The sequence below is a fragment of the Micromonospora sp. NBC_00362 genome (genome assembly GCF_026342155.1).
In the GTDB taxonomy this organism is placed as follows: Bacteria; Actinomycetota; Actinomycetes; order Mycobacteriales; family Micromonosporaceae; genus Micromonospora; species Micromonospora hortensis.
The window spans coordinates 5,314,123-5,339,577 of the sequence record NZ_JAPENH010000001.1 but is presented as its reverse complement, the minus strand read 5'-3'; the positions used below and the strand labels follow the sequence as shown (position 1 = coordinate 5,339,577).

The 25,455-nt window shown below is 68.0% G+C and carries 39 protein-coding genes; all 39 read right to left on the bottom strand.

Features of this window, described 5'->3' with window-relative positions:
• Positions 1 to 5 precede the first annotated feature (5 nt).
• Positions 6 to 836, bottom strand: a complete 831-nt coding sequence (gene truA / locus OG992_RS24655; RefSeq protein WP_112601259.1) for a tRNA pseudouridine(38-40) synthase TruA — start codon at positions 834 to 836, stop codon at positions 6 to 8.
• Between the two features lie 67 nt (positions 837 to 903).
• Positions 904 to 1,461 carry a 50S ribosomal protein L17 gene (gene rplQ, locus OG992_RS24650; RefSeq protein WP_238687832.1) on the bottom strand — a complete coding sequence of 186 codons (558 nt, stop codon included), beginning with the start codon at positions 1,459 to 1,461 and terminating at the stop codon, positions 904 to 906.
• A gap of 34 nt (positions 1,462 to 1,495) precedes the next feature.
• Complete coding sequence (locus OG992_RS24645; RefSeq protein ID WP_007465227.1) at positions 1,496 to 2,518, bottom strand: DNA-directed RNA polymerase subunit alpha; 1,023 nt, start codon at positions 2,516 to 2,518, stop codon at positions 1,496 to 1,498.
• Positions 2,519 to 2,616: 98 nt separating this feature from the next.
• Complete coding sequence (rpsD, locus tag OG992_RS24640) at positions 2,617 to 3,243, bottom strand: 30S ribosomal protein S4 (protein WP_030489600.1); 627 nt, start codon at positions 3,241 to 3,243, stop codon at positions 2,617 to 2,619.
• 13 nt (positions 3,244 to 3,256) lie between these two features.
• A complete protein-coding gene (rpsK, locus tag OG992_RS24635) occupies positions 3,257 to 3,664 on the bottom strand; it encodes a 30S ribosomal protein S11 (protein ID WP_030329919.1) in 408 nt (135 codons plus the stop codon).
• A gap of 87 nt (positions 3,665 to 3,751) precedes the next feature.
• A complete protein-coding gene (gene rpsM, locus OG992_RS24630; RefSeq protein WP_030329917.1) occupies positions 3,752 to 4,132 on the bottom strand; it encodes a 30S ribosomal protein S13 in 381 nt (126 codons plus the stop codon).
• 266 nt (positions 4,133 to 4,398) lie between these two features.
• Positions 4,399 to 4,512: a 50S ribosomal protein L36 gene (gene rpmJ / locus OG992_RS24625; RefSeq protein ID WP_088952025.1), complete on the bottom strand. Its 114-nt coding sequence runs from the start codon at positions 4,510 to 4,512 to the stop codon at positions 4,399 to 4,401.
• A gap of 89 nt (positions 4,513 to 4,601) precedes the next feature.
• The gene (infA, locus tag OG992_RS24620) at positions 4,602 to 4,823 is read right to left on the bottom strand and encodes a translation initiation factor IF-1 (RefSeq protein WP_007073013.1); all 222 of its coding nucleotides are present in this window, start codon (positions 4,821 to 4,823) and stop codon (positions 4,602 to 4,604) included.
• Positions 4,824 to 5,150: 327 nt separating this feature from the next.
• The gene (locus tag OG992_RS24615; RefSeq protein WP_266304405.1) at positions 5,151 to 5,702 is read right to left on the bottom strand and encodes a DUF1707 domain-containing protein; all 552 of its coding nucleotides are present in this window, start codon (positions 5,700 to 5,702) and stop codon (positions 5,151 to 5,153) included.
• Between the two features lie 136 nt (positions 5,703 to 5,838).
• Complete coding sequence (map, locus tag OG992_RS24610) at positions 5,839 to 6,690, bottom strand: type I methionyl aminopeptidase (RefSeq protein WP_091402377.1); 852 nt, start codon at positions 6,688 to 6,690, stop codon at positions 5,839 to 5,841.
• 87 nt (positions 6,691 to 6,777) lie between these two features.
• Complete coding sequence (locus OG992_RS24605; protein WP_088950228.1) at positions 6,778 to 7,431, bottom strand: adenylate kinase; 654 nt, start codon at positions 7,429 to 7,431, stop codon at positions 6,778 to 6,780.
• Positions 7,432 to 8,760 (bottom strand): preprotein translocase subunit SecY, encoded by a 1,329-nt coding sequence (secY, locus tag OG992_RS24600; protein ID WP_238687834.1) that lies wholly within the window; start codon positions 8,758 to 8,760, stop codon positions 7,432 to 7,434. It abuts the gene before it with no gap.
• A gap of 232 nt (positions 8,761 to 8,992) precedes the next feature.
• Positions 8,993 to 9,436: a 50S ribosomal protein L15 gene (gene rplO, locus OG992_RS24595; protein ID WP_030329906.1), complete on the bottom strand. Its 444-nt coding sequence runs from the start codon at positions 9,434 to 9,436 to the stop codon at positions 8,993 to 8,995.
• Positions 9,436 to 9,618: a 50S ribosomal protein L30 gene (gene rpmD / locus OG992_RS24590; protein WP_007465262.1), complete on the bottom strand. Its 183-nt coding sequence runs from the start codon at positions 9,616 to 9,618 to the stop codon at positions 9,436 to 9,438. The genes rplO and rpmD overlap by 1 nt, the downstream gene beginning before the upstream one ends.
• Positions 9,618 to 10,232 (bottom strand): 30S ribosomal protein S5, encoded by a 615-nt coding sequence (rpsE, locus tag OG992_RS24585; RefSeq protein ID WP_074314587.1) that lies wholly within the window; start codon positions 10,230 to 10,232, stop codon positions 9,618 to 9,620. Before rpsE ends, rpmD begins: the two co-directional genes overlap by 1 nt.
• Before the next feature lie 33 nt (positions 10,233 to 10,265).
• The gene (gene rplR, locus OG992_RS24580) at positions 10,266 to 10,643 is read right to left on the bottom strand and encodes a 50S ribosomal protein L18 (protein WP_181518401.1); all 378 of its coding nucleotides are present in this window, start codon (positions 10,641 to 10,643) and stop codon (positions 10,266 to 10,268) included.
• An 8-nt stretch (positions 10,644 to 10,651) separates the two neighbouring features.
• Positions 10,652 to 11,194 (bottom strand): 50S ribosomal protein L6, encoded by a 543-nt coding sequence (gene rplF, locus OG992_RS24575; protein ID WP_091402383.1) that lies wholly within the window; start codon positions 11,192 to 11,194, stop codon positions 10,652 to 10,654.
• Positions 11,195 to 11,210: 16 nt separating this feature from the next.
• Positions 11,211 to 11,618 carry a 30S ribosomal protein S8 gene (gene rpsH / locus OG992_RS24570; RefSeq protein WP_007465270.1) on the bottom strand — a complete coding sequence of 136 codons (408 nt, stop codon included), beginning with the start codon at positions 11,616 to 11,618 and terminating at the stop codon, positions 11,211 to 11,213.
• Between the two features lie 116 nt (positions 11,619 to 11,734).
• Positions 11,735 to 11,920 (bottom strand): type Z 30S ribosomal protein S14, encoded by a 186-nt coding sequence (locus OG992_RS24565; protein ID WP_007465272.1) that lies wholly within the window; start codon positions 11,918 to 11,920, stop codon positions 11,735 to 11,737.
• A 1-nt stretch (position 11,921) separates the two neighbouring features.
• Positions 11,922 to 12,488 (bottom strand): 50S ribosomal protein L5, encoded by a 567-nt coding sequence (gene rplE / locus OG992_RS24560; RefSeq protein WP_091402385.1) that lies wholly within the window; start codon positions 12,486 to 12,488, stop codon positions 11,922 to 11,924.
• Positions 12,488 to 12,808 (bottom strand): 50S ribosomal protein L24, encoded by a 321-nt coding sequence (gene rplX / locus OG992_RS24555; RefSeq protein WP_172899047.1) that lies wholly within the window; start codon positions 12,806 to 12,808, stop codon positions 12,488 to 12,490. The genes rplE and rplX overlap by 1 nt, the downstream gene beginning before the upstream one ends.
• Positions 12,805 to 13,173 carry a 50S ribosomal protein L14 gene (gene rplN / locus OG992_RS24550; RefSeq protein ID WP_007465279.1) on the bottom strand — a complete coding sequence of 123 codons (369 nt, stop codon included), beginning with the start codon at positions 13,171 to 13,173 and terminating at the stop codon, positions 12,805 to 12,807. Before rplN ends, rplX begins: the two co-directional genes overlap by 4 nt.
• A 97-nt stretch (positions 13,174 to 13,270) precedes the next feature.
• Positions 13,271 to 13,549 (bottom strand): 30S ribosomal protein S17, encoded by a 279-nt coding sequence (rpsQ, locus tag OG992_RS24545; RefSeq protein ID WP_030489590.1) that lies wholly within the window; start codon positions 13,547 to 13,549, stop codon positions 13,271 to 13,273.
• Positions 13,546 to 13,782: a 50S ribosomal protein L29 gene (rpmC, locus tag OG992_RS24540; protein WP_007465283.1), complete on the bottom strand. Its 237-nt coding sequence runs from the start codon at positions 13,780 to 13,782 to the stop codon at positions 13,546 to 13,548. The genes rpsQ and rpmC overlap by 4 nt, the downstream gene beginning before the upstream one ends.
• On the bottom strand, positions 13,782 to 14,207 hold the full coding sequence (gene rplP, locus OG992_RS24535; protein WP_053653940.1) for a 50S ribosomal protein L16: 426 nt from the start codon (positions 14,205 to 14,207) through the stop codon (positions 13,782 to 13,784). The genes rpmC and rplP overlap by 1 nt, the downstream gene beginning before the upstream one ends.
• Before the next feature lie 3 nt (positions 14,208 to 14,210).
• Complete coding sequence (rpsC, locus tag OG992_RS24530) at positions 14,211 to 15,080, bottom strand: 30S ribosomal protein S3 (RefSeq protein WP_091402401.1); 870 nt, start codon at positions 15,078 to 15,080, stop codon at positions 14,211 to 14,213.
• On the bottom strand, positions 15,080 to 15,538 hold the full coding sequence (gene rplV, locus OG992_RS24525) for a 50S ribosomal protein L22 (RefSeq protein ID WP_007465297.1): 459 nt from the start codon (positions 15,536 to 15,538) through the stop codon (positions 15,080 to 15,082). Before rplV ends, rpsC begins: the two co-directional genes overlap by 1 nt.
• A 41-nt stretch (positions 15,539 to 15,579) precedes the next feature.
• Positions 15,580 to 15,861 carry a 30S ribosomal protein S19 gene (rpsS, locus tag OG992_RS24520; protein ID WP_007465299.1) on the bottom strand — a complete coding sequence of 94 codons (282 nt, stop codon included), beginning with the start codon at positions 15,859 to 15,861 and terminating at the stop codon, positions 15,580 to 15,582.
• Between the two features lie 12 nt (positions 15,862 to 15,873).
• Positions 15,874 to 16,713: a 50S ribosomal protein L2 gene (rplB, locus tag OG992_RS24515; RefSeq protein ID WP_053653944.1), complete on the bottom strand. Its 840-nt coding sequence runs from the start codon at positions 16,711 to 16,713 to the stop codon at positions 15,874 to 15,876.
• A 12-nt stretch (positions 16,714 to 16,725) separates the two neighbouring features.
• Positions 16,726 to 17,028: a 50S ribosomal protein L23 gene (gene rplW, locus OG992_RS24510; RefSeq protein WP_007465304.1), complete on the bottom strand. Its 303-nt coding sequence runs from the start codon at positions 17,026 to 17,028 to the stop codon at positions 16,726 to 16,728.
• Positions 17,025 to 17,675, bottom strand: a complete 651-nt coding sequence (gene rplD, locus OG992_RS24505) for a 50S ribosomal protein L4 (RefSeq protein ID WP_030489587.1) — start codon at positions 17,673 to 17,675, stop codon at positions 17,025 to 17,027. The genes rplW and rplD overlap by 4 nt, the downstream gene beginning before the upstream one ends.
• The gene (gene rplC, locus OG992_RS24500) at positions 17,672 to 18,337 is read right to left on the bottom strand and encodes a 50S ribosomal protein L3 (RefSeq protein ID WP_091402403.1); all 666 of its coding nucleotides are present in this window, start codon (positions 18,335 to 18,337) and stop codon (positions 17,672 to 17,674) included. The genes rplD and rplC overlap by 4 nt, the downstream gene beginning before the upstream one ends.
• A gap of 11 nt (positions 18,338 to 18,348) precedes the next feature.
• On the bottom strand, positions 18,349 to 18,657 hold the full coding sequence (gene rpsJ, locus OG992_RS24495) for a 30S ribosomal protein S10 (protein WP_007073037.1): 309 nt from the start codon (positions 18,655 to 18,657) through the stop codon (positions 18,349 to 18,351).
• A gap of 350 nt (positions 18,658 to 19,007) precedes the next feature.
• Positions 19,008 to 20,201: an elongation factor Tu gene (tuf, locus tag OG992_RS24490; RefSeq protein WP_030489585.1), complete on the bottom strand. Its 1,194-nt coding sequence runs from the start codon at positions 20,199 to 20,201 to the stop codon at positions 19,008 to 19,010.
• A 212-nt stretch (positions 20,202 to 20,413) separates the two neighbouring features.
• Complete coding sequence (gene fusA, locus OG992_RS24485; protein ID WP_266304404.1) at positions 20,414 to 22,510, bottom strand: elongation factor G; 2,097 nt, start codon at positions 22,508 to 22,510, stop codon at positions 20,414 to 20,416.
• A 74-nt stretch (positions 22,511 to 22,584) separates the two neighbouring features.
• On the bottom strand, positions 22,585 to 23,055 hold the full coding sequence (rpsG, locus tag OG992_RS24480; protein WP_007465317.1) for a 30S ribosomal protein S7: 471 nt from the start codon (positions 23,053 to 23,055) through the stop codon (positions 22,585 to 22,587).
• 1 nt (position 23,056) lies between these two features.
• The gene (gene rpsL / locus OG992_RS24475; RefSeq protein WP_007465318.1) at positions 23,057 to 23,431 is read right to left on the bottom strand and encodes a 30S ribosomal protein S12; all 375 of its coding nucleotides are present in this window, start codon (positions 23,429 to 23,431) and stop codon (positions 23,057 to 23,059) included.
• 508 nt (positions 23,432 to 23,939) lie between these two features.
• Positions 23,940 to 24,320: a hypothetical protein gene (locus OG992_RS24470; protein ID WP_238687835.1), complete on the bottom strand. Its 381-nt coding sequence runs from the start codon at positions 24,318 to 24,320 to the stop codon at positions 23,940 to 23,942.
• Between the two features lie 679 nt (positions 24,321 to 24,999).
• Positions 25,000 to 25,368, bottom strand: coding sequence for a hypothetical protein (locus OG992_RS24465; RefSeq protein WP_238687836.1), 369 nt, complete (start codon positions 25,366 to 25,368; stop codon positions 25,000 to 25,002).
• Positions 25,369 to 25,455: the final 87 nt, after the last annotated feature.

The window sequence follows — 25,455 nt, the reverse complement described above, 5'->3', positions numbered from 1 at the left end:
GACGGTCAACCCTCGATCGGCACCCGCAACCGGCGGGTGAGGGTGGCGCGGTGGGCATACTCGGCCGGATCTGCCGGGTAGCCGACGGCGACCAGGGTCAGCCCGCGCGCGGGGGCCACCGTCACCTCGCTGGACCGCTCCCGCTGGGTGAGCAGAGTTCCCGGCCACTCGACCGGGCGGCGGCCGTCCCCGGCCACCAGCATGGCCCCCACCAGGCTGCGCACCATCGCCTGGCAGAACGCGTCGGCCTGCACTGTGGCGACCAGGATGCCGTCCGGGTCGCGACGCCAGTCCAGCCGGGTCACCTCCCGCAGCGTGGTCGCGTGCTCCTTGCGCCGGCAGTACGCGGCGAAGTCGTGCTCCCCCACCAGCCCGGTCGCGGCGGCGTTCAGCGCGGCCAGGTCCAACGGCTTCGGCCAGGCCAGCACCTCGTGGCGGCGCAACGGCTCGGCACCGAAGGGCGCATCGGTGACCCGGTACTCGTAGCGCCGGAAGGTGGCCGAGAACCGGGCGTCGAAGTCGGCCGGCACCTCGGTCATCGCCCGTACCCGCACGTCGGTGGGGAGCAGCCGGGCCAGGCGACGCAGCAGCCGTCCCTCGTGCTGCCGCCACACGTCCACGGGCAGGTCCACGTGGCACACCTGCCCCGTGGCGTGCACACCCGCGTCGGTGCGCCCGGCCACCGTCAGGCCGGTGGCCGTACCGGCGCCCAGGACCAGGTCCAGGGTTTCGACGAGCACCCCCGCGACGGTGCGCCTGGTCGGCTGGGCTGCCCAGCCGGAGAAGTCGGTGCCGTCGTACGAGACATCCAGCCGCAGCCGGATCCGCTCGTCCACCTCGTACCTCCTGTTACGGGTCGGGCCCGACACCCCGATGGGGTGCCGGGCCCGACAATGCCCTTGATCAGGCCTTGTTCTCGGTGGCCTCGTCGCTGTCCTCGCGGGCGGCGTCGGTGTCACCGGACGCCGACACCGGCGCCTCGGAGTCCTGGTCGGCCGGAGCCGACTTCGGGGACTCGTCGGCCGGGGCGAGCGCCTCGACCTTGTCCTGCTGCGCGGCCTTGCGGGCGGCGGTCTTCTTGTTCACCTTCGGCTCGGCGACCTGAAGCTCCTCCACCAGCTCGATGATGGCCATCGGCGCGTTGTCACCCTTGCGCGGACCGGTCTTCACGATCCGGGTGTAACCGCCGGGGCGGTTGGAGTACCGGGGCGCGATCTGGTCGAACAGGGCGTAGACCACGTCCTTGTCCTTGACGACACCCAGCACCCGACGCCGCGAGGCGAGGTCACCGCGCTTGGCCTTCGTGATGAGCTGCTCGGCCAGCGGGCGCAGCCGCCGGGCCTTCGTCTCGGTGGTCTGGATCTTCCCGTGCTGGAACAGCGCGGTCGCCAGGTTGGCCAGCATCAGCCGCTCGTGCGAGGGGCTGCCGCCGAGGCGGGGGCCCTTGGTGGGCGTGGGCATTTTTGGTGCTCCTCAGTTGTGGCGGCAGCGCGGACTAGAGCTGCTCGGTCTCGCGGTAGTCGTCGGTGTCGTAGTCGGCCTCGCCGAAGGTGTCCACGACGTGCGCCGGGTCGAAGTTCGGAGCCGAGTCCTTCAGCCCGAGACCCATCCCGGCGAGCTTCATCTTGACCTCGTCGATCGACTTCTGACCGAAGTTGCGAATGTCGAGGAGGTCGGCCTCGGTACGCCCGATGAGCTCACCAACGGAGTTGATGCCCTCGCGCTTGAGGCAGTTGTAGGAGCGGACGGTGAGGTCCAGCTCCTCGATCGGCAGAGCGAGGTCCGCCGCCAGCTGGGCGTCCTGCGGGGACGGCCCGATGTCGATGCCCTCGGCGGTCTCGTCCAGCTCCCGGGCGAGCCCGAACAGCTCCACGAGCGTCGAACCGGCGGAGGCCAGCGCGGTACGCGGACCCATCGACGGCTTGGTCTCGACGTCGATGATCAGCCGGTCGAAGTCGGTGCGCTGCTCGACACGGGTCGCCTCGACGCGGTAGGTCACCTTCAGCACCGGCGAGTAGATCGAGTCGACCGGGATACGGCCGATCTCGGCGCCGGACTGCTTGTTCTGCGCCGCCGTCACGTAGCCCCGGCCCCGCTCGACGGTCAGCTCCATGTCGAGCCGGCCCTTGCCGTTCAGGGTGGCGAGCTTGAGATCCGGGTTGTGCACCGAGACGCCGGCCGGCGGCTGGATGTCGCCCGCGGTCACGTCGCCCGGACCCTGCTTACGCAGGTACATGCTGACCGGCTCGTCGTGCTCGGAGCTGACGCACAGCTCCTTGATGTTCATGACGAGCTCGACCACGTCCTCCTTGACACCGGGGATCGTGGTGAACTCGTGCAGCACACCGTCGATCTTGATCGAGGTGACGGCCGCGCCCGGGATCGACGACAGCAGCGTACGCCGCAGCGAGTTACCCAGGGTGTAGCCGAAGCCCGGCTCCAGCGGCTCGATGGCGAACCGGGACCGGGTCTCGTTGATCGACTCCTCGGAGAGGGAGGGTCGCTGGCTGATGAGCATCTTTTCTCTTCTCTTCCGGGGCGCCCGCTATTTGACGCCCACGACACAAACTGTTCCGGTGGCCCGCCCCGAAGGGCGGGCCACCGAACGAGCTCGGACTACTTGGAGTAGAGCTCGACGATCAACTGCTCCTGGACCTGCGTGTCGATGACCTGCCGGGCCGGGAGGGAGTGCACGAGCACCTTCATCTGGCTCGGGATGGCCTCAAGCCACGCCGGAACCGTCTTCGAGCCGGCCTGAGCCTGCGCGACGATGAACGGGGTGAGCTCCTTGCTCTTGCCCCGAACCTCGATGATGTCGTGCTCCTTGACGCGGTACGACGGGATGTCGACCTTCTTGCCGTTCACCGTGAAGTGACCGTGCTTGACCAACTGGCGGGCCATGTCCCGCGAGTGGGCGTAGCCGGCCCGGTAAACGACGTTGTCCAGCCGCGACTCGAGGATCTGCAGGAGGACCTCACCGGTCTTGGCCTGCTTGCCAACGGCTTCCTCGTAGTAACCGCGGAACTGCTTCTCCAGCACGCCGTAAACCCGACGGGCCTTCTGCTTCTCGCGGAGCTGGAGCAGGTACTCCGTCTCCTTCGTGCGGCCGCGGCCGTGCTGCCCGGGCGGGAACGGCCGGGACTCGAACGGGCACTTCGGACCATCGCACTTGCTGCCCTTGAGGAACAGCTTCATCTTCTCCCGCCGGCAACGGCGGCAGTCTGCACCGGTGTAACGAGCCATCTCTCTCTACCTCTCAGACCCGGCGACGCTTCGGCGGACGGCATCCGTTGTGCGGCTGCGGGGTGACGTCGGCGATCTGGCCGACCTCGAGGCCCACGGCCTGCAGCGAACGGATGGCGGTTTCCCGGCCGGAGCCGGGGCCCTTGACGAACACGTCGACCTTGCGCATGCCGTGCTCCATGGCGCGACGCGCGGCAGCCTCGGCGGCCAGCTGCGCAGCGAACGGAGTCGACTTGCGGGAGCCCTTGAAGCCGACCTGGCCAGCGGAGGCCCAGGAGATGACCGCACCGGTCGGGTCCGTGATGGACACGATGGTGTTGTTGAACGTGCTCTTGATGTGCGCCTGCCCGTGGGCGACGTTCTTGCGTTCCTTGCGCCGGACCTTCTTTACAGCGGCTCCGGCACGAGCCTTCGGTGGCATAAGTCTGTGCGCTCCTAGTTGACTTTCCGGATTGGGTTGCGGCCTGACCCACCTCGGCGGCGGCCGACCCCGTCATCCGGTCAAGAACTACTTCTTGCCGGGCTTCTTCTTGCCGGCGACGGTCCGCTTCGGGCCCTTGCGGGTCCGGGCGTTGGTCTTGGTCCGCTGGCCACGCACGGGCAGGCCCCGGCGGTGCCGGATGCCGGCGTAGCAGCCGATCTCAACCTTGCGGCGGATGTCAGCGGCGACCTCGCGGCGCAGGTCGCCTTCAACCTTGTAGTTGCCCTCGATGTGGTCGCGGAGCTGCACGAGCTCCTCGTCCGTGAGGTCCCGAGCGCGCTTGTCCGGCGAGATGCCGGTAGCGGCGAGTGTCTCCAGGGCGCGGGTGCGACCGACCCCGAAGATGTAGGTGAGCGCGATCTCCAACCGCTTTTCGCGGGGGAGATCCACGCCGACTAGACGTGCCATGTGCGGGCGTACTCCTTGTGATGTGTGGCGGAGGTGTGGACCCGTCCCACCCCGCTACCGGCCGTCCCGTCTTTCCGACGCGGTGAGCGCCGGCGACCGGGATCGGTCGCTGCCCGAGCGGGCCCCGGCCTCCGACCGGGGGTCAGCCACGCAGAGGTACGTCTGGCGTACCGCTCGCGGCTGGGACGAGCATGTGTGATGTGTGTGTCGCTGGGGATCCACCTGGACCAACGCCACCCGGCCGTGCTCCGGCCGGACGGGCTGAGTCAGCCCTGGCGCTGCTTGTGGCGCGGGTCGCTGCAGATGACCATGACCCGGCCGTGCCGGCGGATAACCCGGCACTTCTGGCAGATCCTCTTGACGCTCGGCTTGACCTTCACGGTTGCCTTACTTCCCATCTGGCCCGGGGACGCGCTACGCGACACCGGACGTCGAAGACGGACACGGGACTTCCCGGCCGTCGTCAGGACTACTTGTAGCGGTAGACGATGCGCCCGCGGGTCAGGTCGTACGGCGAAAGTTCGACGACGACCCGGTCCTCCGGAAGGATGCGGATGTAGTGCTGCCGCATCTTGCCGCTGATGTGAGCCAACACCTTGTGGCCGTTCGCGAGCTCCACCCGGAACATGGCGTTCGGCAGGGGCTCGATGACCCGACCCTCGATCTCAATGGCTCCGTCTTTTTTCGGCATGTCCTCCGCTGTCCTGACGTCGATTGCTCCGGGCGGCCCACAACGTCTTACACGGAAATCTGATCAGAATCAGAAGCCCGCGCCAGCCGCGGCTCCAGCTCCCACCGAAGCGCAGGGTGGGCATGCCGGAGTGGACGCTGTGCGCCGATCTGAAAGTGTACGCCGGCCTGCAGTCCCCCGCCAAACCGACCACCCACCAACCCGCGCGGCGCCCCGAACGGCCCCACCTCCACCGCCGTTGATCATGAAGTTATTGTCACGACACGCCGGGATCGGCGGCAATGACTTCATGATCAACAGAGCCAGGAGGGCCCGTGCGGTCCGGGGTCAGGAGATTTCTGGGGGGTCGTCCGATTTGCGGGCGCGCTTTGCCTGCTTGCGCTCTCGGCGGCGTTGGCGCTTGACGGCCTGGCGTTGAGGCTCCTTCGCGGCCAGCCCTCCCACCGTGCGGACCAGCAGCACCGCGCCCCACGGCCCCGCCACCCAGGCCGGCCAGAAGTAGAGCAGGTCCTGGCTGAGCACCGACGTCACCGCCCAGATGGTCACCACGATGGGGATCACCCACAGGTACGGGGACCACACCTCGGCCAACCAGCGGGCGGTGACGCCCCTGCTGAAGGCCGGATCGAGCTCGTCGCCCAGCAGGCTCACCGTCGGCCCGGCAGCCGGCGCCAGGCTCGACCGCTGCGCCGGCGTCACCGGCGGCAGATCGGTCAGCAGAGCCTCAAGGTCGGCGTACGTGCGTGCCGCGTAGGCCCGCTGCAACCGCTCGTCGTACTCGTGCAGATCCAGTCGGCCCTCGTCGAGGGCGACCCGCAACCTGTCGGCGACCGCCGCACGGTCCGAGTCCGCGGCTCGCATCCCGTCGCGCCCGTCCATGCCGGCAAGCATGCCACCGTCGCGCCACTCCCGTCCGACCCCGAACGCCGGTCGATCATGAAGTTGTTGCCAGCCTCACCGGCGTGTCAGGGCAACAACTTCATGATCACCAGATCGCGGCGGGGCCGGGGCGGGGCTAGGGGGTCTTGGTGGCCGCGGGTTGGCGTGCCGTTACCAGGTCACCCAGGCGGGCCCGACCACCGTCGAACGCGGTGAGCACCCAGACGCCGTCCGGCAGCAGCGCCATCGAGTGCTCGACGTGCGCGGCCACCGAGCCGTCCCGGGTGACGACAGTCCACCCGTCGGCCAACTCGGCGGTACGTGGGGACGCCATGGTGATCATCGGCTCGATGGCCAGGGCCATCCCGGGGACCAGCCGCGGACCCTTGCCCGGCCGACCGTGGTTGAGCACGTGCGGGTCCTGATGCATCTCGGTGCCGATGCCGTGCCCGCCGTAGCCGTCGACGATGCCGTACCGGCCGCCCTTGCGGACAGCGGTCTCCACCGCGTGCGAGATGTCGGTGAGGCGGCCCTTGCCGCTGGCCGCACCACGCGCTGCGGCGGCGATGCCGGCCCACATCGCGTCCTCGGCGACCTCGGCCATCTTCAGCAGCGCCGGATCGACGTCACCGACCCCGACCGTGATCGCGGAATCGCCGTGCCACCCGTCCAGCACCGCCCCGCAGTCGATGGAGATCAGGTCACCGGCCTGGAGCACCTGCTTCGGCGACGGGATGGCGTGCACGATCTGCTCATTGACCGACGAACAGATCGACGCCGGAAAACCGTGGTAGCCCTTGAACGACGGAACGCCGCCCGCCTCGCGGATGGTCGCCTCGGCGATGGCATCCAGATCGGCGGTGCTCACACCGGGGGCGACAGCCTCCCGCATCCGGCGCAACGCCTCGGCCACCACCAGCCCGGCGGCCCGCATCTTCTCGATCTGGTCAGGGGTCTTCAGCTGGATGTCCAGCTGGGGACGACGCATGGAGCGGTTACCTTTCGTTGCCGAACAGCGGGGCACATAACGCGTACCCCGCTGTTCGCACTCTATCCGCCGTGGCCCGGCCGGACCTCAGCCGCCGTACGACCGCAACGCGTCGATGGCCCGGGTGGTGACGTCCTCCACCGGCCCGGTGGCGTCGATCCCGACCAGCTTGCCCTGAGCGCCGTAGTAGTCGACCAGGGGTGCGGTCTTCTCGCTGTATTCGCGGAGCCGCGTGGCGATCGTCTCCGGCTTGTCGTCGTCGCGCTGGAACAGCTCGGCGCCGCACCGGTCACAGATGCCGGGCCGGGTGGTGGCGTCGAACTCGACGTGCCAGATCTTGCCGCAGCCCCGGCAGGTACGCCTGCCGGAGAGCCGCCGGATCACCTCGTCGTCGTCGACGACCAGCTCCAGGACCAGATCCAGGGCGGTGCCCAGATCGGCCAGGAGCTTGTCCAGAGCGGCCGCCTGCGGAGTCGTTCGCGGGAAGCCGTCGAGCAGGAAACCCTCGCTGGCGTCGGGCTCGGCCAGCCGGTCCCGGACCATGTTGATGGTGACCTCGTCCGGAACCAGCTCGCCCGCGTCCATGTACCGCTTCGCCTCGACACCGAGCGGCGTGCCCTGGGTGACGTTCGACCGGAAGATGTCTCCGGTCGAGATCTTCGGCACCGAGAGGTGCGCGGCGATGAACTCGGCCTGCGTGCCCTTGCCCGCGCCCGGCGGGCCAACCAGAACGAGTCTCATCTACCGCAGGAACCCTTCGTAGTTCCGCTGCATGAGTTGGCTCTCGATCTGCTTCACGGTCTCCAGACCGACGCCGACCATGATGAGCACAGCGGTGCCGCCGAACGGGAAGTTCTGGTACTGCTGGTTGTCCAGCCAGATGAAGAAGAAGTTCGGCAGGATCGAGATGACGCCGAGGTAGAGCGCGCCCGGCAGGGTGATCCGGCTGAGGATGAAGTCCAGGTAGTCGGCGGTCGGCTTGCCCGGGCGGATGCCCGGCACGAACCCGCCGTACTTCTTCATGTTGTCAGCGACCTCGGTCGGGTTGAACGTGATCGAGACGTAGAAGTACGTGAAGAAGATGATCATCAGGAAGTAGACCGCGATGTAGATCGGGCTACTCGGGTTGACCAGATTGTTCTGGATCCACGACTGGGTCTTGCCCGGGTCGGTCTGGTCGAAGAACTGCAGCGCCAACTGCGGCAGGTAGAGCAGCGACGAGCCGAAGATGACCGGGATCACACCCGCCTGGTTGACCTTGAGCGGGATGTAGGTCGAGGTGCCGCCGTACATCCGCCGACCGATCATCCGCTTGGCGTACTGCACCGGGATCCGGCGCTGCGCCTGCTCGATGAAGGTGACAGCGGTGATGACCACCAGGACCAGCGCGATGACCAGGGCGAACATGTCCCAGCCCTTGCTGGTCTTGATCTGCCAGCCCTCGCTGGGCAGCCGCGCCGCGATCGAGGTGAAGATCAGGACGGACATGCCGTTGCCGACGCCGCGGTCGGTGATCAGCTCACCGAGCCACATGACCATGCCGGTGCCGGCGGTCATCGTCATCACCAGGATGGTCAGGGTCAGCCAGTCCGGGATGCCGGTGCCGGTGGGGATGATCGGGAACTGGTCGCAGCGGTTCTGGAACAGCTGGCCCGAGCGGGCCAGGGCCACGAACGCCGAGGCCTGCAGCACACCGAGACCGAGGGTCAGGTAGCGGGTGTACTGGGTGATCTTCGCCTGACCGGCCTGGCCCTCCTTGCGGAGCTGCTCCAGGCGGGGGATCACGACGGTCAGCAGCTGCAAGATGATCGACGCGGTGATGTAGGGCATGATGCCCAGCGCGAAGACCGAGAGCTGTAGCAGCGCTCCGCCGGAGAAGAGGTTGAGAAGGTTCACCACCCCGGTGGTGTCACCCTGGATGGTGTCGAGGCACTTCTGCACGTTGCCGTACGAGACGCCCGGGCTGGGGAGCGTTGCACCCAGCCGGTAGACCGCGATGATGCCTACTGTGAACAGCAGCTTCTTGCGCAGGTCAGGCGTACGGAACGCACTGAGAAAGGCGGACAGCAACTTCTTCCTCCTGCGCGAGGCGGGCCGCCGGTGATCCCTGGCGGGTCGGGGTGGATCACGGGCGAGTGCCCGCAATCCATGGCTGGGATGGGACTCTAACAGCCTCACCCCGGTCCGGGCAGATGCGCCCGACTACATAAATCGAAACCGATGTTACCGGGCGCTCAGGCCCCAGGTAGACCACGGCGCCCGCCAGTTGCTCTCAACTGGACGGGCGCCATGGTCGTACGCCTTACAGCTCGGTGACGGAGCCACCGGCGGCAGCGATCTTCTCCTTGGCCGACGCACTGAACGCGTGCGCAGACACCTGGAGCGCCACACCGCCGAGGTCCCCGGTGCCGAGGACCTTGACCGGGTGACCCTTGCGGACGGCGCCGGACTCAACGAGCTCCAGCGGGCCGACCTGACCACCATTCGGGAACAGCTCAGCGAGTCGGTCCAGGTTGACAACCTGGAAGACCACCTTGAACTTGTTCTTGAAGCCCTTCATCTTCGGCAGGCGCATGTGGATGGGCATCTGCCCACCCTCGAACGCCGCCGAGATGTTCTTGCGGGCCTTGGAACCCTTGGTACCGCGACCAGCGGTCTTGCCCTTGGAACCCTCACCGCGACCCACACGGGTCTTCGCGGTCTTGGAACCGGGCGCCGGGCGCAGGTGATGCACCTTGATCGTCATTACTCGACCTCCTCGACCTTCACGAGGTGGCTCACAGTGAAGATCATGCCGCGGATCTCGGGCCGGTCCTCCTTGACCACCACGTCGTTGATCCGCTTGAGACCGAGCGAACGCAGCGACTCACGCTGGTTGTGCTTGGTCCCGATACCGGACCGGAGCTGGGTGACCTTCAGGCGTGCCATCAGTGCGCCACCCCCGCACGCGACGCCAGCATGGCGGCCGGCGCGACGTCCTCCACCGGCAGACCACGACGCGCCGCGACCTGCTCGGGGGACTCAAGCCCCTTCAGGGCCGCCACTGTGGCGTGCACGATGTTGATCGGGTTCGACGAACCGAGGCTCTTCGAGAGCACGTCGTGGATCCCAGCGCACTCCAGCACGGCACGCACCGGTCCACCGGCGATGACACCCGTACCGGCCGAGGCCGGCTTGAGCAGCACCACACCAGCGGCGTCCTCACCCGTCACCGGGTGCGGGATCGACTGACCGATCCGCGGGACCTTGAAGAAGTGCTTCTTGGCCTCCTCGACACCCTTGGCGATGGCCGCGGGCACCTCCTTGGCCTTTCCGTAGCCCACGCCGACCGTGCCGTCGCCGTCGCCCACGATCACCAGGGCGGTGAAGCTGAAGCGACGACCACCCTTCACGACCTTGGCGACGCGGTTGATCGCGACGACCCGCTCAAGGTGCGGGGTCTTCTCGACGGGCGCGTTTCCGCGGCCGCCCTCACGGCGGTTGTCGCGGCGACCACCCTCGTTGCCACCGGACCCGCCGCCACGGCGCTGTTGACCTGGCATCAGCAGCCTTCCTTCTCTCTCGTGACGGGGTTGTTAGAACTCGAGCCCGGCTTCGCGGGCGGCGTCGGCAAGCGCGGCGACTCGCCCCGCGTACCGGTTGCCGCCGCGGTCGAAGACGACCTTGGAGACGCCGGCGGCCTTGGCCCGCTCGGCGAGCAGCGCGCCCACCTTGCCAGCCAGGGCGCTCTTGTCGCCCTCCGCACCGCGCAGCGAGGCGTCCAGGGTCGACGCCGACGCCAGGGTGTGACCCTTGGTGTCGTCGACGACCTGGGCGACCATGTGCCGCAGCGAGCGGGTGACGACCAGGCGCGGACGCTCGGCCGTACCGCTGACGTTCTTGCGGACGCGGAAGTGTCGACGCGCACGCCCAACGGCGCGCTTGGCGGCGACACCGCGGCGGCGCTTGAGCAGCGTGGCGCTCACTTCTTACCTGCCTTTCCAGCCTTGCGGCGGATGACCTCGCCCTGGTACTTGACGCCCTTGCCCTTGTAGGGCTCCGGCGGGCGGATCTTCCGGATGTTGGCGGCGACCTCACCGACCTGCTGCTTGTCGATGCCAGCCACGTGGAACAGGGTCGGCCGCTCCACCGTGAAGGTGATGCCCGCCGGGGCGGGGACGACCACCGGGTGCGAGAACCCGAGCGCGAACTCGAGATCCGAACCCTTGGCGGTGACCCGGTAACCGGTGCCGGCGATCTCCAGGCTCTTGCGGTAGCCCTCGGTGACCCCGACGATCATGTTGGCAACCAGCGTACGGCTCAGGCCGTGGAGTTCCTTGGCCTTGCGCTCGTCGTTCGGCCGGTTGACGCTCAGCTGCCCATCCTCGGCCCGCTCGACCGTGATCGGCTCGGCGAGGGTGTGCTGGAGCTGGCCCTTGGGGCCCTTGACCTTGACGGTCTGCCCGTCGATCGTGATGTCGACGCCGGCTGGCACCGGGATCGACTTACGTCCAATTCGCGACATTTCTACCTGTCTCCCGTTACCAGACGAAGGCGAGGACTTCCCCGCCAACACTCCGCTTGCGGGCCTGCCGGTCGGTCAGCAGCCCCTGGGACGTCGAAATGATCGCCACGCCCAGCCCACCGAGCACCCGCGGGAGCCCGTCCGACTTGGCGTACACCCGGAGACCGGGCTTGGACACGCGCTTGATGCCGGCCAGGCTCCGCTCGCGGTTCTGGCCGTACTTCAGCTCGACGACCAGTCGCTTGCCGACGGCGCCCTCCTCGGGCTCCTCGACCGACCAGGTGGCGATGTAACCCTCGGCCTTCAGGACCTCGGCGATGTTCGCCTTGATCTTGGAGTAGGGCATCTTCACCTGATCGTGGTACGCCTGGTTGGCGTTACGCAGACGCGTGAGCATGTCTGCGATCGGGTCGGTCATCGTCATGGATTTCGTCAGCCTTTCTCGCCGGGGTTCCCGGGGCATCAGCCCCGGGCCTACGGCGAAGAGCAATACCTAATCGGTGCAGGAGTTCCCGGCCGACGGCCGGGACGCGGTCGCCCTTACCAGGAAGCCTTGGACACGCCCGGCAGCTCACCGCGGTGAGCCATCTCCCGGATGCAGACCCGGCAGAGCCCGAACTTGCGGTAGACCGCCTTCGGACGCCCGCACCGCTGGCAGCGGGTGTACGCGCGAACCGAGAACTTCGGCTTCGCGGCCGCCTTGATGATCAGCGCCTTCTTGGCCATCTCAGTTCTCCTTGAACGGGAAGCCCAGGAGCTTGAGCAGCGCCCGGCCCTCGTCGTCGGTCGTGGCGGTCGTGACCACCGTGATGTCCATGCCCCGCTGGCGATCGATCCGGTCCTGGTCGATCTCGTGGAACACCGACTGCTCGGTCAGACCGAACGTGTAGTTGCCGTGCCCGTCCAGCTTTCGCCCGTCCAGGCCGCGGAAGTCGCGGATACGCGGCAGCGCGATGGAGAGCAGCCGGTCCATGAACTCCCACATCCGGTCGCCGCGAAGGGTGACCTTCGCGCCGATCGGCATGCCCTCGCGGAGCTTGAACTGCGCGATGGACTTGGTCGCCCGCCGCACCTGCGGCTTCTGGCCGGTGATCGTGGCGAGGTCGCGGACCGCGCCGTCGATCAGCTTGGCGTCGCGAGCAGCCTCGCCGACACCCATGTTGACGACGATCTTGACCAGCCGCGGCACCTGCATGGGGTTGCCGTAGCTGCGCTGCTCACGCAGCTGCGCCACGATCTCGTTGCGGTACCGCTCCTTGAGGCGCGGCAGGGTCTTTTCGGTAGCCGTGGTCATCACAGGTCCTTACCGGTGCTACGCGCGATGCGGACCTTCTGGCCGTTGTCGTCGATCCGGTAACCGACGCGGGTCGGCTTGCCGTCGGAGTCCAGGACCTGCACGTTCGAGACGTGGATCGGGGCCTCCTGAGTGACGATGCCGCCGGTCTTGGCGCCACGCTGGGTCGTGCTGATGCGGGTGTGCTTCTTGACCCGGTTCACGCCCTCGACCAGGACCTTGTCCTGCCGCGGGTAGGCCTGAATGACCTTGCCCTTGGCACCCTTGTCCTTGCCGGCGATGACGACGACCGTGTCGCCCTTCTTGACCTTCACGGTCACAACACCTCCGGCGCGAGGGAAATAATCTTCATGAACCGCTTGTCCCGCAGCTCCCGGCCCACCGGGCCGAAGATACGGGTTCCACGCGGGTCCCCGCCGTCCTTGATGATGACGGCGGCGTTCTCGTCGAAGCGGATGTACGAGCCGTCCGGACGCCGCCTCTCCTTGGCCGTGCGAACGACGACAGCCTTGACGACGTCGCCCTTCTTCACACCGGCACCCGGGATCGCGTCCTTGACCGTGGCCACGATGACGTCGCCGATACTCGCGTAGCGCCGACCCGAGCCGCCGAGAACCCGGATGCACAGGATCTCCCGAGCACCCGTGTTGTCGGCGACGCGCAGTCGCGACTCCTGCTGAATCACGTCTATCTCCTATGTCTGCCGGTTCTCCGGCCGCCGTAGCGGCCGGAGCCTGGCGGAACCTACGCCCGACGCAACGCCGGGCGAGCTCGAGCCTTCGCTACTTGGCCTTTTCCAGGATCTCCACGATCCGCCAACGCTTGGTGGCGCTCAGCGGCCGGGTCTCCATGATGAGAACCCGGTCACCGGTGCCAGCGGCGTTCTGCTCGTCGTGCACCTTCAGCTTGGCCGTACGGCGCATGATCTTGCCGTACAACGCGTGCCGAACCCGGTCCTCGACCTCGACAACGACGGTCTTGTCCATCTTGTCGCTGATCACCAGGCCCTCGCGGACCTTGCGGCGCGACCGCGCGGCGGCGGTGGCGGTCTCTTCGGTCATGATGCAGTCACCTCAGTCGGCGCGGCCGAGAGCCCCAGCTCGCGCTCACGCATGATCGTGTAGATCCGGGCGATCTCCCGACGGATGACCTGCAGCCGCCGGTTGTTGTCGAGCTGCCCGGTTGCGGCCTGCACGCGGAGGTTGAACAGCTCCGCCTTGGCCTCCCGCAGCTTCGTGACCAGCTCCTCTTCGGAGAGCTCACGCAGCTCGGTCGCCTTAACGCCCGCTGCCATCAGGATTCACCCACTTCGCGCGTAACAATGCGGCACTTCATCGGGAGCTTGTGGATCGCGCGACGCATGGCCTCTCGCGCGGTCTGCTCGTTGGGGAAGGACATCTCGAAGAGAACCCGCCCCGGCTTGACGTTGGCGACCCACCACTCGGGCGAACCCTTACCGGAACCCATCCGGGTCTCGGCAGGCTTCTTGGTGAGGGCCTGGTCCGGGAAGATCGTGATCCAGACCTTGCCACCACGCTTGATGTGGCGAGTCATCGCGATACGTGCCGACTCGATCTGCCGGTTCGTCACGTACGCCGGCTCGAGAGCCTGGATCCCGAACTCGCCGAACACCACCCGGTTACCACCCTTGGACGCGCCACTGCGGTCCGGGTGGTGCGGCTTGCGGAAGCCCTTCGGGGGCTTGCGCGGCATCAGCATCTGTCAGCCCTCCTGCTGCGTTTCTGCCGGAGCAGCAGTGGCGGCGACAGCTGCGCTGTCGACCGGCTCGCCGCTCGGCGTCTCGGCCTGCTGCGCGATGGTGGTCGCAGCAGCCCGACCGGCCTCGGTGCCACCAGCCGTGGTGCCGGACGAACCCGACCGGCCACGGCGCGGACGCTCGGGACGGTCGCCGCGCTCACCACGACGCGGGCGGGACGGACCGGCCTCGGCCGGAGCTTCCCGGCCCGGGACGGCGTCGCCCTTGTAGATCCAGACCTTCACACCGATCCGACCGAACGTGGTACGGGCCTCGAAGAAGCCGTACTCGATGTTGGCCCGCAGCGTGTGCAGCGGAACCCGGCCCTCACGGTAGAACTCGGTCCGGCTCATCTCGGCGCCGCCGAGGCGACCCGAGACCTGAACCCGGATGCCCTTGCAGACCGGGTTCTTCATCGCCGACTGCATGGCCTTGCGCATCGCCCGACGGAAGCTGACCCGGCTGGACAGCTGCTCGGCCACGCCCTGCGCGACCAGCTGAGCGTCCGACTCGGGGTTCTTCACCTCGATGATGTTCAGCTGAACCTGCTTGCCGGTGAGCTTCTCAAGCTCGCCGCGGATCCGGTCGGCCTCCGCACCCTTACGGCCGATGACGATGCCCGGCCGGGCGGTGTGGATGTCGACCCGGACCCGGTCGCGGGTGCGCTCGATGTCGACCTTGGAAATCCCGGCACGCTCGAGGCCCTTGGACATCATGCGGCGGATCTTGACATCCTCGCCGATGTAGTCCTTGTAGAGCTTGTCCGCGAACCAGCGGGACTTCCAGTCGGTCGAGATGCCGAGCCGGAACCCAGTGGGGTGAACCTTCTGACCCATTACTCGGCGTCCTCCGTCTTGCTCTGCGCTTCGGCCGGTGCGGCCTCCGTGGCCGGGGCGGCCTTCTTCGCCGCGGCCTTCCTCGGCGCTGCCGGCGCGACCGCTTCGACCGCCACAGTGATGTGGCAGGTGCGCTTGCGGATTCGGTACGCCCGACCCTGCGCCCGCGGCTGGAACCGCTTCATCGTCGGGCCCTCGTCCACGAAGGCCTCGCTGACGAGCAGCGCGTCGGGGTCCAGCCGCTCGTTGTTCTCCGCGTTGGCGATCGCGCTAGCGAGCACCTTGTACACCTGCTCGCTCGCAGCCTGCGGCGCGAACTGCAGCACCGTGAGCGCCTCCTTCGCGGGCAGGCCGCGGACGAGGTTGACCACCCGGCGCGCCTTCATCGGCGAGATGCGCACGTGCCGCGCAACCGCCCGCGCGCCCGGAAGCACCGGAGCGTCGCCCTTTCCTGGCATCGCTGTAACCCCTTGTTCCCTCTATCCGTATGCCCGCGGCGTCAGCGCCGACGGCTCTTCCGGTCGTCCTTCTCGTGACCCTTGAAAGTGCGGGTCAGCGCGAACTCGCCGAGCTTGTGCCCGACCATCGCCTCGGTCACGAACACCGGGACGTGCTTGCGTCCGTCATGCACGGCGATCGTGTGCCCCAGCATCTCGGGGATGATCGTCGAGCGCCGCGACCAGGTCTTGATCACGTTCTTGGAGCCCTTGTCGTTCTGAACTTCCACCTTCTTGAGCAGGTGGTCGTCTACGAACGGGCCCTTCTTCAGGCTGCGAGGCATGTCTTATCTCCCTCAGCCGCGCTTACGCGTGGCGTAGCGGCGGCGGACGATCAGCCGGTCACTCGGCTGGCCCTTACGGCGGGTGCGGCCCTCGGGCTTACCCTGCGGGTTGACCGGGTGGCGACCACCGGAGGTCTTACCCTCACCACCACCGTGCGGGTGGTCGACCGGGTTCATGGCGACACCACGGACGGTCGGGCGCTTGCCCTTCCACCGCATCCGGCCGGCCTTGCCCCAGTTGATGTTCGACTGATCGGCGTTGCCGATCTCGCCGACGCTGGCGCGGCAGCGAACGTCCACCCGCCGGATCTCGCCGGACGGCATACGCAGGGTCGCGTACGCGCCCTCGCGGCCGAGCAGCTGGATGCCGACGCCGGCGGAACGGGCCAGCTTGGCCCCGCCACCCGGACGCAGCTCCACGTTGTGGATCGTGGTACCGACCGGGATGTTGCGCAGCGGCAGGTTGTTACCCGGCTTGATGTCGGCGCCCGGGCCGGACTCGACGCGGTCGCCCTGCTTCATGTCCTTCGGCGCGAGGATGTACCGCTTCTCGCCGTCGGCGTAGTGCAGCAGCGCGATGCGCGCCGTGCGGTTCGGGTCGTACTCGATGTGAGCGACCTTCGCCGGCACGCCGTCCTTGTCGACCCGCTTGAAGTCGATCAGACGGTACTGACGCTTGTGACCGCCACCGTGGTGCCGCGTGGTGATCCGGCCGTGGGCGTTACGCCCGCCCTTCTTCGGCAACGGAGCCAGCAGCGACTTTTCCGGCGTGGACCGGGTGATCTCGGCGAAGTCAGCGACACTCGAGCCACGTCGGCCCGGCGTCGTCGGCTTGTACTTACGGATAGCCATTGTCTACACCCCTCAGCTGACCGGGCCGCCGAAGGCCTCGATGCGGTCACCGTCAGCCAGCTTCACGATCGCCCGCTTGGTCGCCTTGCGCTGACCGAAACCGGTCTTGGTGCGCTTGCGCTTACCCTGGCGGTTGAGCGTGTTGACCGTCAGGACGCGGACGTTGAAGATCTGCTGGATAGCGATCTTGATCTCGGTCTTGTTCGCGTCCGGGTGCACCAGGAAGGTGTACCAGTTCCGGTTCAGCTCGCTGTAGCTCTTCTCCGAGACGACCGGCGCCACGATGATGTCGCGCGGGTCGGCGATCGTGCTCACTTGCCACCCTCCTCGGTGGTCTCGGCGGGCACGCCCAGGAACTCGTCCAGGGCGTCCTTGGTGAAGACCACGTCGTCGGCCACGAGCACGTCGTACGTGTTCAGCTGGCCGGACTCGATCAGGTGCACGCGCGGCTCGTTGCGCAGCGACACCCAGTTCAGCTCGTCGGTGCTGCTCAGCACGACCAGGACCCGACGGGCCTCGGTGAGCTTGGTCAGCGTGGCCAGGGCCGCCTTGGTAGACGGCTTCTCGCCCGAGACGAACGCCTCGACGACGTGCACCTGCCCGGCGCGGGCCCGGTCGGAGAGGGCACCCCGCAGAGCGGCGGCCTTCATCTTCTTCGGGGTCCGCTGGCTGTAGTCGCGCGGCACGGGACCGTGCACGACGCCACCGCCGGCGAACTGCGGCGCGCGGATCGAGCCCTGCCGGGCGCGACCGGTGCCCTTCTGCTTGTACGGCTTCTTGCCGCCACCGGCGACCTCGCCGCGGGTCTTGGCCTTGTGCGTGCCCTGTCGGGCCGCCGCGAGCTGGGCCACCACGACCTGGTGCATCAGCGCGACGTTGGCCTGCACGTCGAAGATGTCCTCCGGCAGCTCCACGGAGCCGCTGGTGGTGCCTTCGACGGTGCGCACGTCAACGGTGGTCACTTGGCCGCACCGCCCTTCTTCACCTTGCTCTTGGCCGCGGTACGGACCAGAACGAGCGCGCCCTTGGGACCAGGAATGGCACCCCGGACGAGCAGCAGGTTGTTCTCGGTGTCGACCGCCTGGACGGTGAGGTTCTGCACGGTGTACCGAACGCCACCCATACGGCCGGCCATCCGGGTGCCCTTGAAGACACGACCCGGAGTGGCGCAGGCGCCGATGGAGCCGGGCGAGCGGTGCTTGCGCTCGACGCCGTGGCCGGCGCCCAGGCCGTGGAAGCCGTGCCGCTTCATCGGGCCGGCGTAGCCCTTGCCCTTGGTCTTGCCGGTGACGTCGATGGTGACGCCGGCCGGGAACTCCTCGACAGTGACTTCCTGGCCGAGCGAGTATTCCCCAGCGTCAGTGGTGCGCAGCTCGACGATGTGCCGGCGCGGCGCCACGTCCGCCTTGGCGTAGTGCCCGCTGATCGGCTTCTTGACCTTGCGCGGGTCGATGGTGCCGTACGCGAGCTGGACCGCGGAGTAACCGTCCTTCTCGGCGCTACGAACCTGGCTGATGACGCACGGGCCGGCCTCGACCACGGTCACGGGAACAACACGGTTGTTCTCCCAGACCTGGGTCATGCCGAGCTTGGCGCCCAGGATCCCCTTGACTTGCCTGTCCATTTGTCCGGTCCCTACAGCTTGATCTCGATGTCGACGCCAGCCGGCAGGTCGAGGCGCATGAGCGAGTCGACCGTCTTCGGGGTCGGGTCGATGATGTCGATCAGCCGCTTGTGCGTGCGCATCTCGAAGTGCTCGCGCGAGTCCTTGTACTTGTGCGGCGAGCGGATAACGCAGAAACGGTTGATCTCCGTGGGCAGCGGCACCGGGCCCGCGACCTGCGCCCCGGTGCGCGTCACCGTCTCGACGATCTTCCGAGCCGAGGAGTCGACGACCTCGTGGTCATAGGCCTTGAGCCGGATGCGGATCTTCTGTCCCGCCATGGTGGCTTCTGTTCCTTCTCTCGATGCCGCTGTGTTGCGGGCGCCTGTACCGGCTGGCACAGGCCCACTTCGCCGACCCCCGCGGTCGGGCGTGTCGCGCCCTCGGGCCGAGCTCCGCCCCTAGGTACCGGAGTGGTGCCGACCGCACGGGGGGTCAAGGCGCCGATCGCATTACCGCGACCTGAACGCCGTGCGAGGGTGGTTGGCGACTGGGCCGCCAACCACCCTACGCTCGACTGCCTCGCCACCCGGAGGTTCAGCGAAAGCCGAACACAGGCGACGAACTGTCGTTACGCAACCTGACTAGTATGCCGCACGACCGGCGGCGGGTCTAATCGGGGTTACCTAGTTCACTTGTTAATCTTGGTGACGAACCCGGCGCCGACGGTGCGGCCACCCTCGCGGATCGCGAACTTGAGGTTCTCCTCCATGGCGATGGGCTGGATCAGCTTCACCGACATGGACGTGTTGTCACCCGGCATGACCATCTCGGTGCCCTCGGGGAGGGTGACGACACCGGTGACGTCAGTGGTCCGGAAGTAGAACTGCGGGCGGTAGTTCTGGAAGAACGGGGTGTGACGGCCACCCTCCTCCTTGGAGAGGATGTAGACCGTCGCCTCGAACTCCGTGTGCGGGGTGTTCGAGCCCGGCTTCACGACGACCATGCCGCGCTCGACCTCGTCGCGCTTGGTACCACGCAGCAGCAGACCGACGTTCTCGCCTGCGCGGGCGTCGTCCAGGGTCTTCCGGAACATCTCGATCGCGGTGACCTTGGTCTTGAAGCTCTTCTCCTTGATACCGACGAGCTCGACATCCTCGTTCGGCAGGAGAACGCCGCGCTCCACGCGACCGGTGACGACGGTGCCACGACCGGTGATCGTGAAGACGTCCTCAACCGGCATCAGGAACGGCTTGTCAACCTCGCGCTCCGGCTGCGGGATCGAGGTGTCGACAGCGGTCATCAGGTCCAGCAGCTTGCCGGTCCACTCGGGGTCACCCTCGAGGGCCTTCAGCGCCGAAACCCGAACGACCGGCAGGTCGTCACCCGGGTACTCCTGCGAGGAGAGCAGCTCACGGACCTCGAGCTCGACGAGCTCCAGGAGCTCCTCGTCATCGACCATGTCGCTCTTGTTGAGCGCCACGACGATGTACGGCACACCGACCTGACGGGCCAGCAGCACGTGCTCGCGGGTCTGCGGCATCGGGCCGTCGGTCGCCGCGACCACCAGGATCGCGCCGTCCATCTGCGCGGCACCGGTGATCATGTTCTTGATGTAGTCGGCGTGCCCAGGGCAGTCGACGTGCGCGTAGTGCCGCGACTCGGTCTGGTACTCGACGTGCGCGATCGAGATCGTGATGCCGCGGGCCTTCTCCTCCGGCGCCTTGTCGATCTCGTCGAACGGCGTGTAGGGGTTCAGGTCCGGGTACTGGTCGTGCAGGACCTTGGTGATGGCCGCCGTCAGCGTCGTCTTACCGTGGTCGATGTGACCAATGGTGCCGATGTTGACGTGCGGCTTAGTCCGCTCGAACTTAGCCTTCGCCACTGGTGTCCTCCTGTGGACTTCTTGGTTCGTACGCCCGGCGCGCCGGTCGGCGCTTAGGACTCTGTCGACAGCCTTTCCGGCCTGACGGCCGGAGAGCCTTTGTGGGTTCTGCGGCGATGAAGCCTACAGGCCCGGTCTCACGCGATCCGATCGTGGTGGCCGCGGGCGGGTGAACCCTCCCGCGACCAACCACGAATCACCAGCTCAGAGCGCTACTCGCCCGTTGCCTTGGCGATGATCTCCTTCGCGACGCTCTGCGGAACCTCGGCGTAGGAGTCGAACTGCATGCTGTAGCTAGCCCGGCCCTGGGTCTTCGACCGCAGGTCGCCGACGTAGCCGAACATCTCCGACAACGGCACCAGGGCCCGGACGATGCGGGCGCCGCTGCGCTCCTCCATCGCCTGGATGATGCCGCGGCGGGAGTTGAGGTCACCGATGACGTCACCCATGTTCTCCTCAGGAGTGGTGACTTCAACGGCCATCATCGGCTCGAGCAGTGCCGGATCGGCCTTGCGGGCCGCGTCCTTCATCACCATCGAGCCGGCGATCTTGAATGCCATTTCCGACGAGTCGACCTCGTGGTACTGGCCGTCCAGCAGGGTCAGCTTCACGCCGACCAGCGGGAAGCCCGCCAGGATGCCGTACTGCAGCGCGTCCTGCGCACCGGCGTCCACCGAGGGGATGAACTCCCGGGGGATGCGGCCGCCGCTGACGGCGTTCGCGAACTCGTAGGTCGGCGAGTCGTTGTCCAGCGGAAGCGGCTCGACGCTCACGATCACGCGGGCGTACTGGCCGGAACCACCGGTCTGCTTCTTGTGGGTGTACTCGACCTTGTCCACCTTGCGGCGGATGGTCTCGCGGTACGCCACCTGCGGCTTGCCGACGTTCGCCTCGACGTTGAACTCGCGGCGCATCCGGTCGACCAGGATGTCCAGGTGCAGCTCACCCATGCCGGAGATGACCGTCTGACCGGTCTCCTCGTCCAGCTGGACGCGGAAGGTCGGGTCCTCCTCGGCCAGGCGCTGGATGGCAGTGCCCAGCTTCTCCTGGTCGGACTTGGTCTTCGGCTCGATCGCCACCGAGATGACCGGCTCCGGGAAGGTCATGGACTCCAGGATGACCGGGTTCGCCGGGTCGGAGAGAGTGTCGCCGGTGGTGGTCTGCTTGAGACCCTGCACGGCGATGATGTCGCCGGCCTGCGCCGACGGACGCTCTTCCCGCTTGTTGGCGTGCATCTGGTAGATCTTGCCGATCCGCTCCTTGCGGTCCTTGGTGGAGTTGACCACCTGGGAACCGGAATCGAGCGTGCCGGAGTAGACCCGCACGTAGGTGAGCTTGCCCAGGTGCTTGTCCGTCTGGATCTTGAAGGCCAGGCCGGAGAAGGGCTCCGTGTTGGACGGCTTACGCAGCAGCGGGGTCTCGCCGTCGGTGGCCGTACCCTCGATCGCCGGAACGTCCAGCGGCGACGGCAGGAAGTCGACCACGGCGTCGAGCATGGGCTGAACGCCCTTGTTCTTGAACGCCGAGCCGCAGAGCACCGGGTTGGCCTTGCCGGCGATGGTGGCACGCCGGATGGCGGCCTTGATCTCCGCGTCGGGGATCTCCTCGCCCTCCAGGTACTTCTCCATCACCGCGTCGTCGACGTCGGCGAGGGTCTCCATCAGCTTCTCGCGCCACTCGGCCGCGGAGTCGGCCAGCTCGGCCGGGATCTCCTCAACCGCGTAGTCCTCACCCTTCTGGGTCTCCCCGCGCCAGGTGAGCGCGCGCATGCCGATCAGGTCGACGACACCGATGTGGTCACCCTCGAGCCCGATCGGGATCTGGAGCACCAGCGGGGTGGCGTTCAACCGGTCGATCATCATCTGCACGCAGCGGAAGAAGTCGGCGCCGGTCCGGTCGAGCTTGTTGACGAAGCACATACGCGGGACGTTGTACTTGTCGGCCTGCCGCCAGACGTTCTCCGTCTGCGGTTCCACGCCGGCGACACCGTCGTAAACCGCTACCGCACCATCCAGGACCCGCAGCGACCGCTCGACCTCGACCGTGAAGTCGACGTGGCCAGGCGTGTCGATGATCTGGATCGTGTGGTCTTTCCACTCACACTTGGTAGCAGCGGAGGTGATGGTGATACCACGCTCCTGCTCCTGCTCCATCCAGTCCATGACGGCAGCGCCCTCGTGGACCTCACCGATCTTGTACGTGATGCCGGTGTAGAACAGGATTCGCTCGGTGGTCGTGGTCTTACCGGCATCGATGTGCGCCATGATGCCGATGTTGCGTACCTTGGCGAGCGCGTCTGCGGCGGCCACTTCAATCCCTACTTATCGTCGTCTCGACTCAACTGGTGGCGGTTCCGGCGCCCGGAGGCGCCGGAACCAGGGTGTTACCAGCGGTAGTGCGCGAAGGCCTTGTTCGACTCGGCCATCTTGTGCGTGTCCTCGCGCCGCTTGACGGCGGCACCGAGGCCGTTGCTCGCGTCCAGCAGCTCGTTCATCAGCCGCTCGACCATGGTCTTCTCGCGCCGGGCGCGGGAGTACGTGACCAGCCAGCGCAGGCCCAGGGTGGTCGCCCGGGTCGGGCGGACCTCGACCGGAACCTGGTAGGTGGCGCCACCGACACGACGGCTGCGCACCTCGAGGGTCGGCTTGACGTTGTCCATCGCCCGCTTGAGGGTGACGACCGGGTCGGTGCCGGACTTCTCGCGGCAGCCCTCGAGGGCCGCGTACACGATGGACTCGGCGAGCTGACGCTTGCCGCGGAGCAGGATCTTGTTCACCAGCTGGGTGACCAGCGGCGAGTTGTACACCGGGTCAGCGACCAGTGGCCGCCGCGGAGCGGGTCCCTTACGCGGCATGTCAGCTCTTCTCCTTCTTCGCGCCGTAACGGCTGCGCGCCTGCTTGCGGTTGCGGACACCCTGGGTGTCCAGCGAGCCGCGAACGATCTTGTAACGCACGCCGGGGAGGTCCTTCACCCGACCGCCGCGAACGAGCACGATCGAGTGCTCCTGCAGGTTGTGACCGACGCCGGGGATGTAGGCGGTCACCTCGATCTGGCTGCTGAGCTTCACGCGAGCGACCTTGCGCAGCGCCGAGTTCGGCTTCTTCGGGGTGGTGGTGTACACGCGGGTGCACACGCCGCGCCGCTGAGGGGAACCCTTCAGCGCCGGGGTCTTGGTCTTGGTCGTCTTCGCCTGGCGGCCCTTTCGGACCAGCTGCTGGATCGTGGGCACCGGGTTTCTCCGCTCCCTTCGGCCGCATCCGCGGCCGCGCCGTCTGCTCGTTAGCCGGCCTGATGACCGGCTCTCCTACATTCCGACCAGGGTCGCCTTGCGGAGACCCCGGCACCCGCGGTCGGGCGTGTCGCCCTCGTCACGGCCCCGTTGCGACGCTCTCGCGTTCGTACCGGGTTTTGTCACCGGCGCGCGGGTCGCCCCGCCCCGGATCTTTGGCTTGTCGTGCCGCCGTCCGTAAGCCGGAAACAGCGCACGCACGAGTTGCCCGGGCATGCCCGGGCACAAGGGGAAAGAGTACCTACCACAACCGCCCAGGTCAAAACGGAATGGCCCGGCGACTGTCTCACACCCGCCGGCCGGATCTCGTCCTGCCCCGTCGCCCGCGATGGGCACCTACGAATACAAGTGTACCGGCTTCCCCGTAGAAGCACCCATCGCCCCCGGGGTGACCGGAAGCCTTCCGCGGAAAACCCCCGTCAGGTGCCGGATCTCTCGGTGACGACCCTCACGTCAGCGTGAGAAGCAGGGCAAGACCCAGGCCCAGCAGGCTGAGCAGCGCCCCCGCCGCGCCGCAGCTGATCCCGGCCATCGCCAGCCCGCGGCCGGTGAACTGGACCGCGGATGGCACCGTCGGCCGCCGGATCTGCCGCCGGCCGAGCAGCCCGATGACGACCGCCGCCCCGCCGGCCAGCACACCCAGCGCAGCGAACGCCCCGGAGGCCCAGGCCCCGCCGTCGTTCTTGAAGGCCACTCCGAAGCAGATCACCAGCAGTGAGACCAGGAGTGAGGCGATCCCCGCCACCAGCGCCCCGATGGCCAGCCCGGACGTGACCGGTGGCACGTCCAGGTGCACGACGCCGAACGGCGTACCCGAAACGGCCTCCACCCGCTTCGGCGGCCGGCGCTGGTCGTCGGTGGGCGGCGGTACCGGACGACCCGGCGTGCCACCCCACCCGGGGCCGTGCCCCGGCGGCGGCGGACCCCAGCCGGGCGCCGCCCCGGGCCCGGACGACGGCGGGCCCCAGCCGTACGACGCAGCCGGCCCAGACGAGGACGGACCCCACCCCGGCGGCGCAGACGACGACGGACCCCACCCAGCCGGCACACTCGGCGCGGACGAGGACGGACCCCAGCCGTACGGCGCTCCCGATCCAGCCGTCGGCGGGCCCCAGCCGGGCGGCACACCCGGCCCGGAGGTGGGCGGGCCCCAGCCCTGCGGCGTCGAGGTCGGTGCGCTGGAGACCGGGTACGGCTGGTCGGAGCCGGGCGTCGCGGTCGTGCCCCAGCCGTTCGGACCCCAACCGGGGGGCGGCGCAGCAGGAGGCGGCGGGCTCGGGATGGACACCGGTGGGTGCGTCTCGCCGCTCGGACCGGGTCGCGCCCAGTCGCTCGGCTCGGATGGCGGAGCCGGCGGGTCCGGCGGGCCGGCCGGTTCGTCCGCAGGGGGCCGCGCCGGTTCCGTCACGAGGTCCTCCTGTCGAAAGGCCGCCACCGCCACACGGCGGACATCGGCCAGGCTACCGCCGCGAGCGCCGCCGCCCGCGCCGGGCGCGGTCACCGGTGGCTCAGTCCATGTTCGCCGGGTAGTCGTGGCCGAACGGGGCACCGGCCAACCGGACCACCCCGATGACCACCGCGGCCACCACACTGACCGCGACCAGCACCAGGCCGGTCCAGGCCATCCACTCCCCGCGTCGCAGCCAGACGGCGCCGGTCAGGAAACCCCCCGAGGCGTACGCCTCCCGACGCGCCTGCCGGGCCAGTTGCAGCGCCACGGTGGCCGGCACCACGCCACCGATGAACAGCCCGGTCAACATGCCGAGCAGGCCCAGCGCGAAGACCGCCCGCGCCTTCGTGGCGCGGGCCGGGTCCGGGTCCAGCGGGTGGCGCACGCCCTGTTGGGCGACGGACACCTGCCCGGGTGCGGTCGTCATCCCCCCATCATGCCGAACCAGGCCCAGGGGTGGGTGGGCACGGACACGACGAGGCCCCCGGCTTTCACCGGGGGCCTCGTCGTGTGA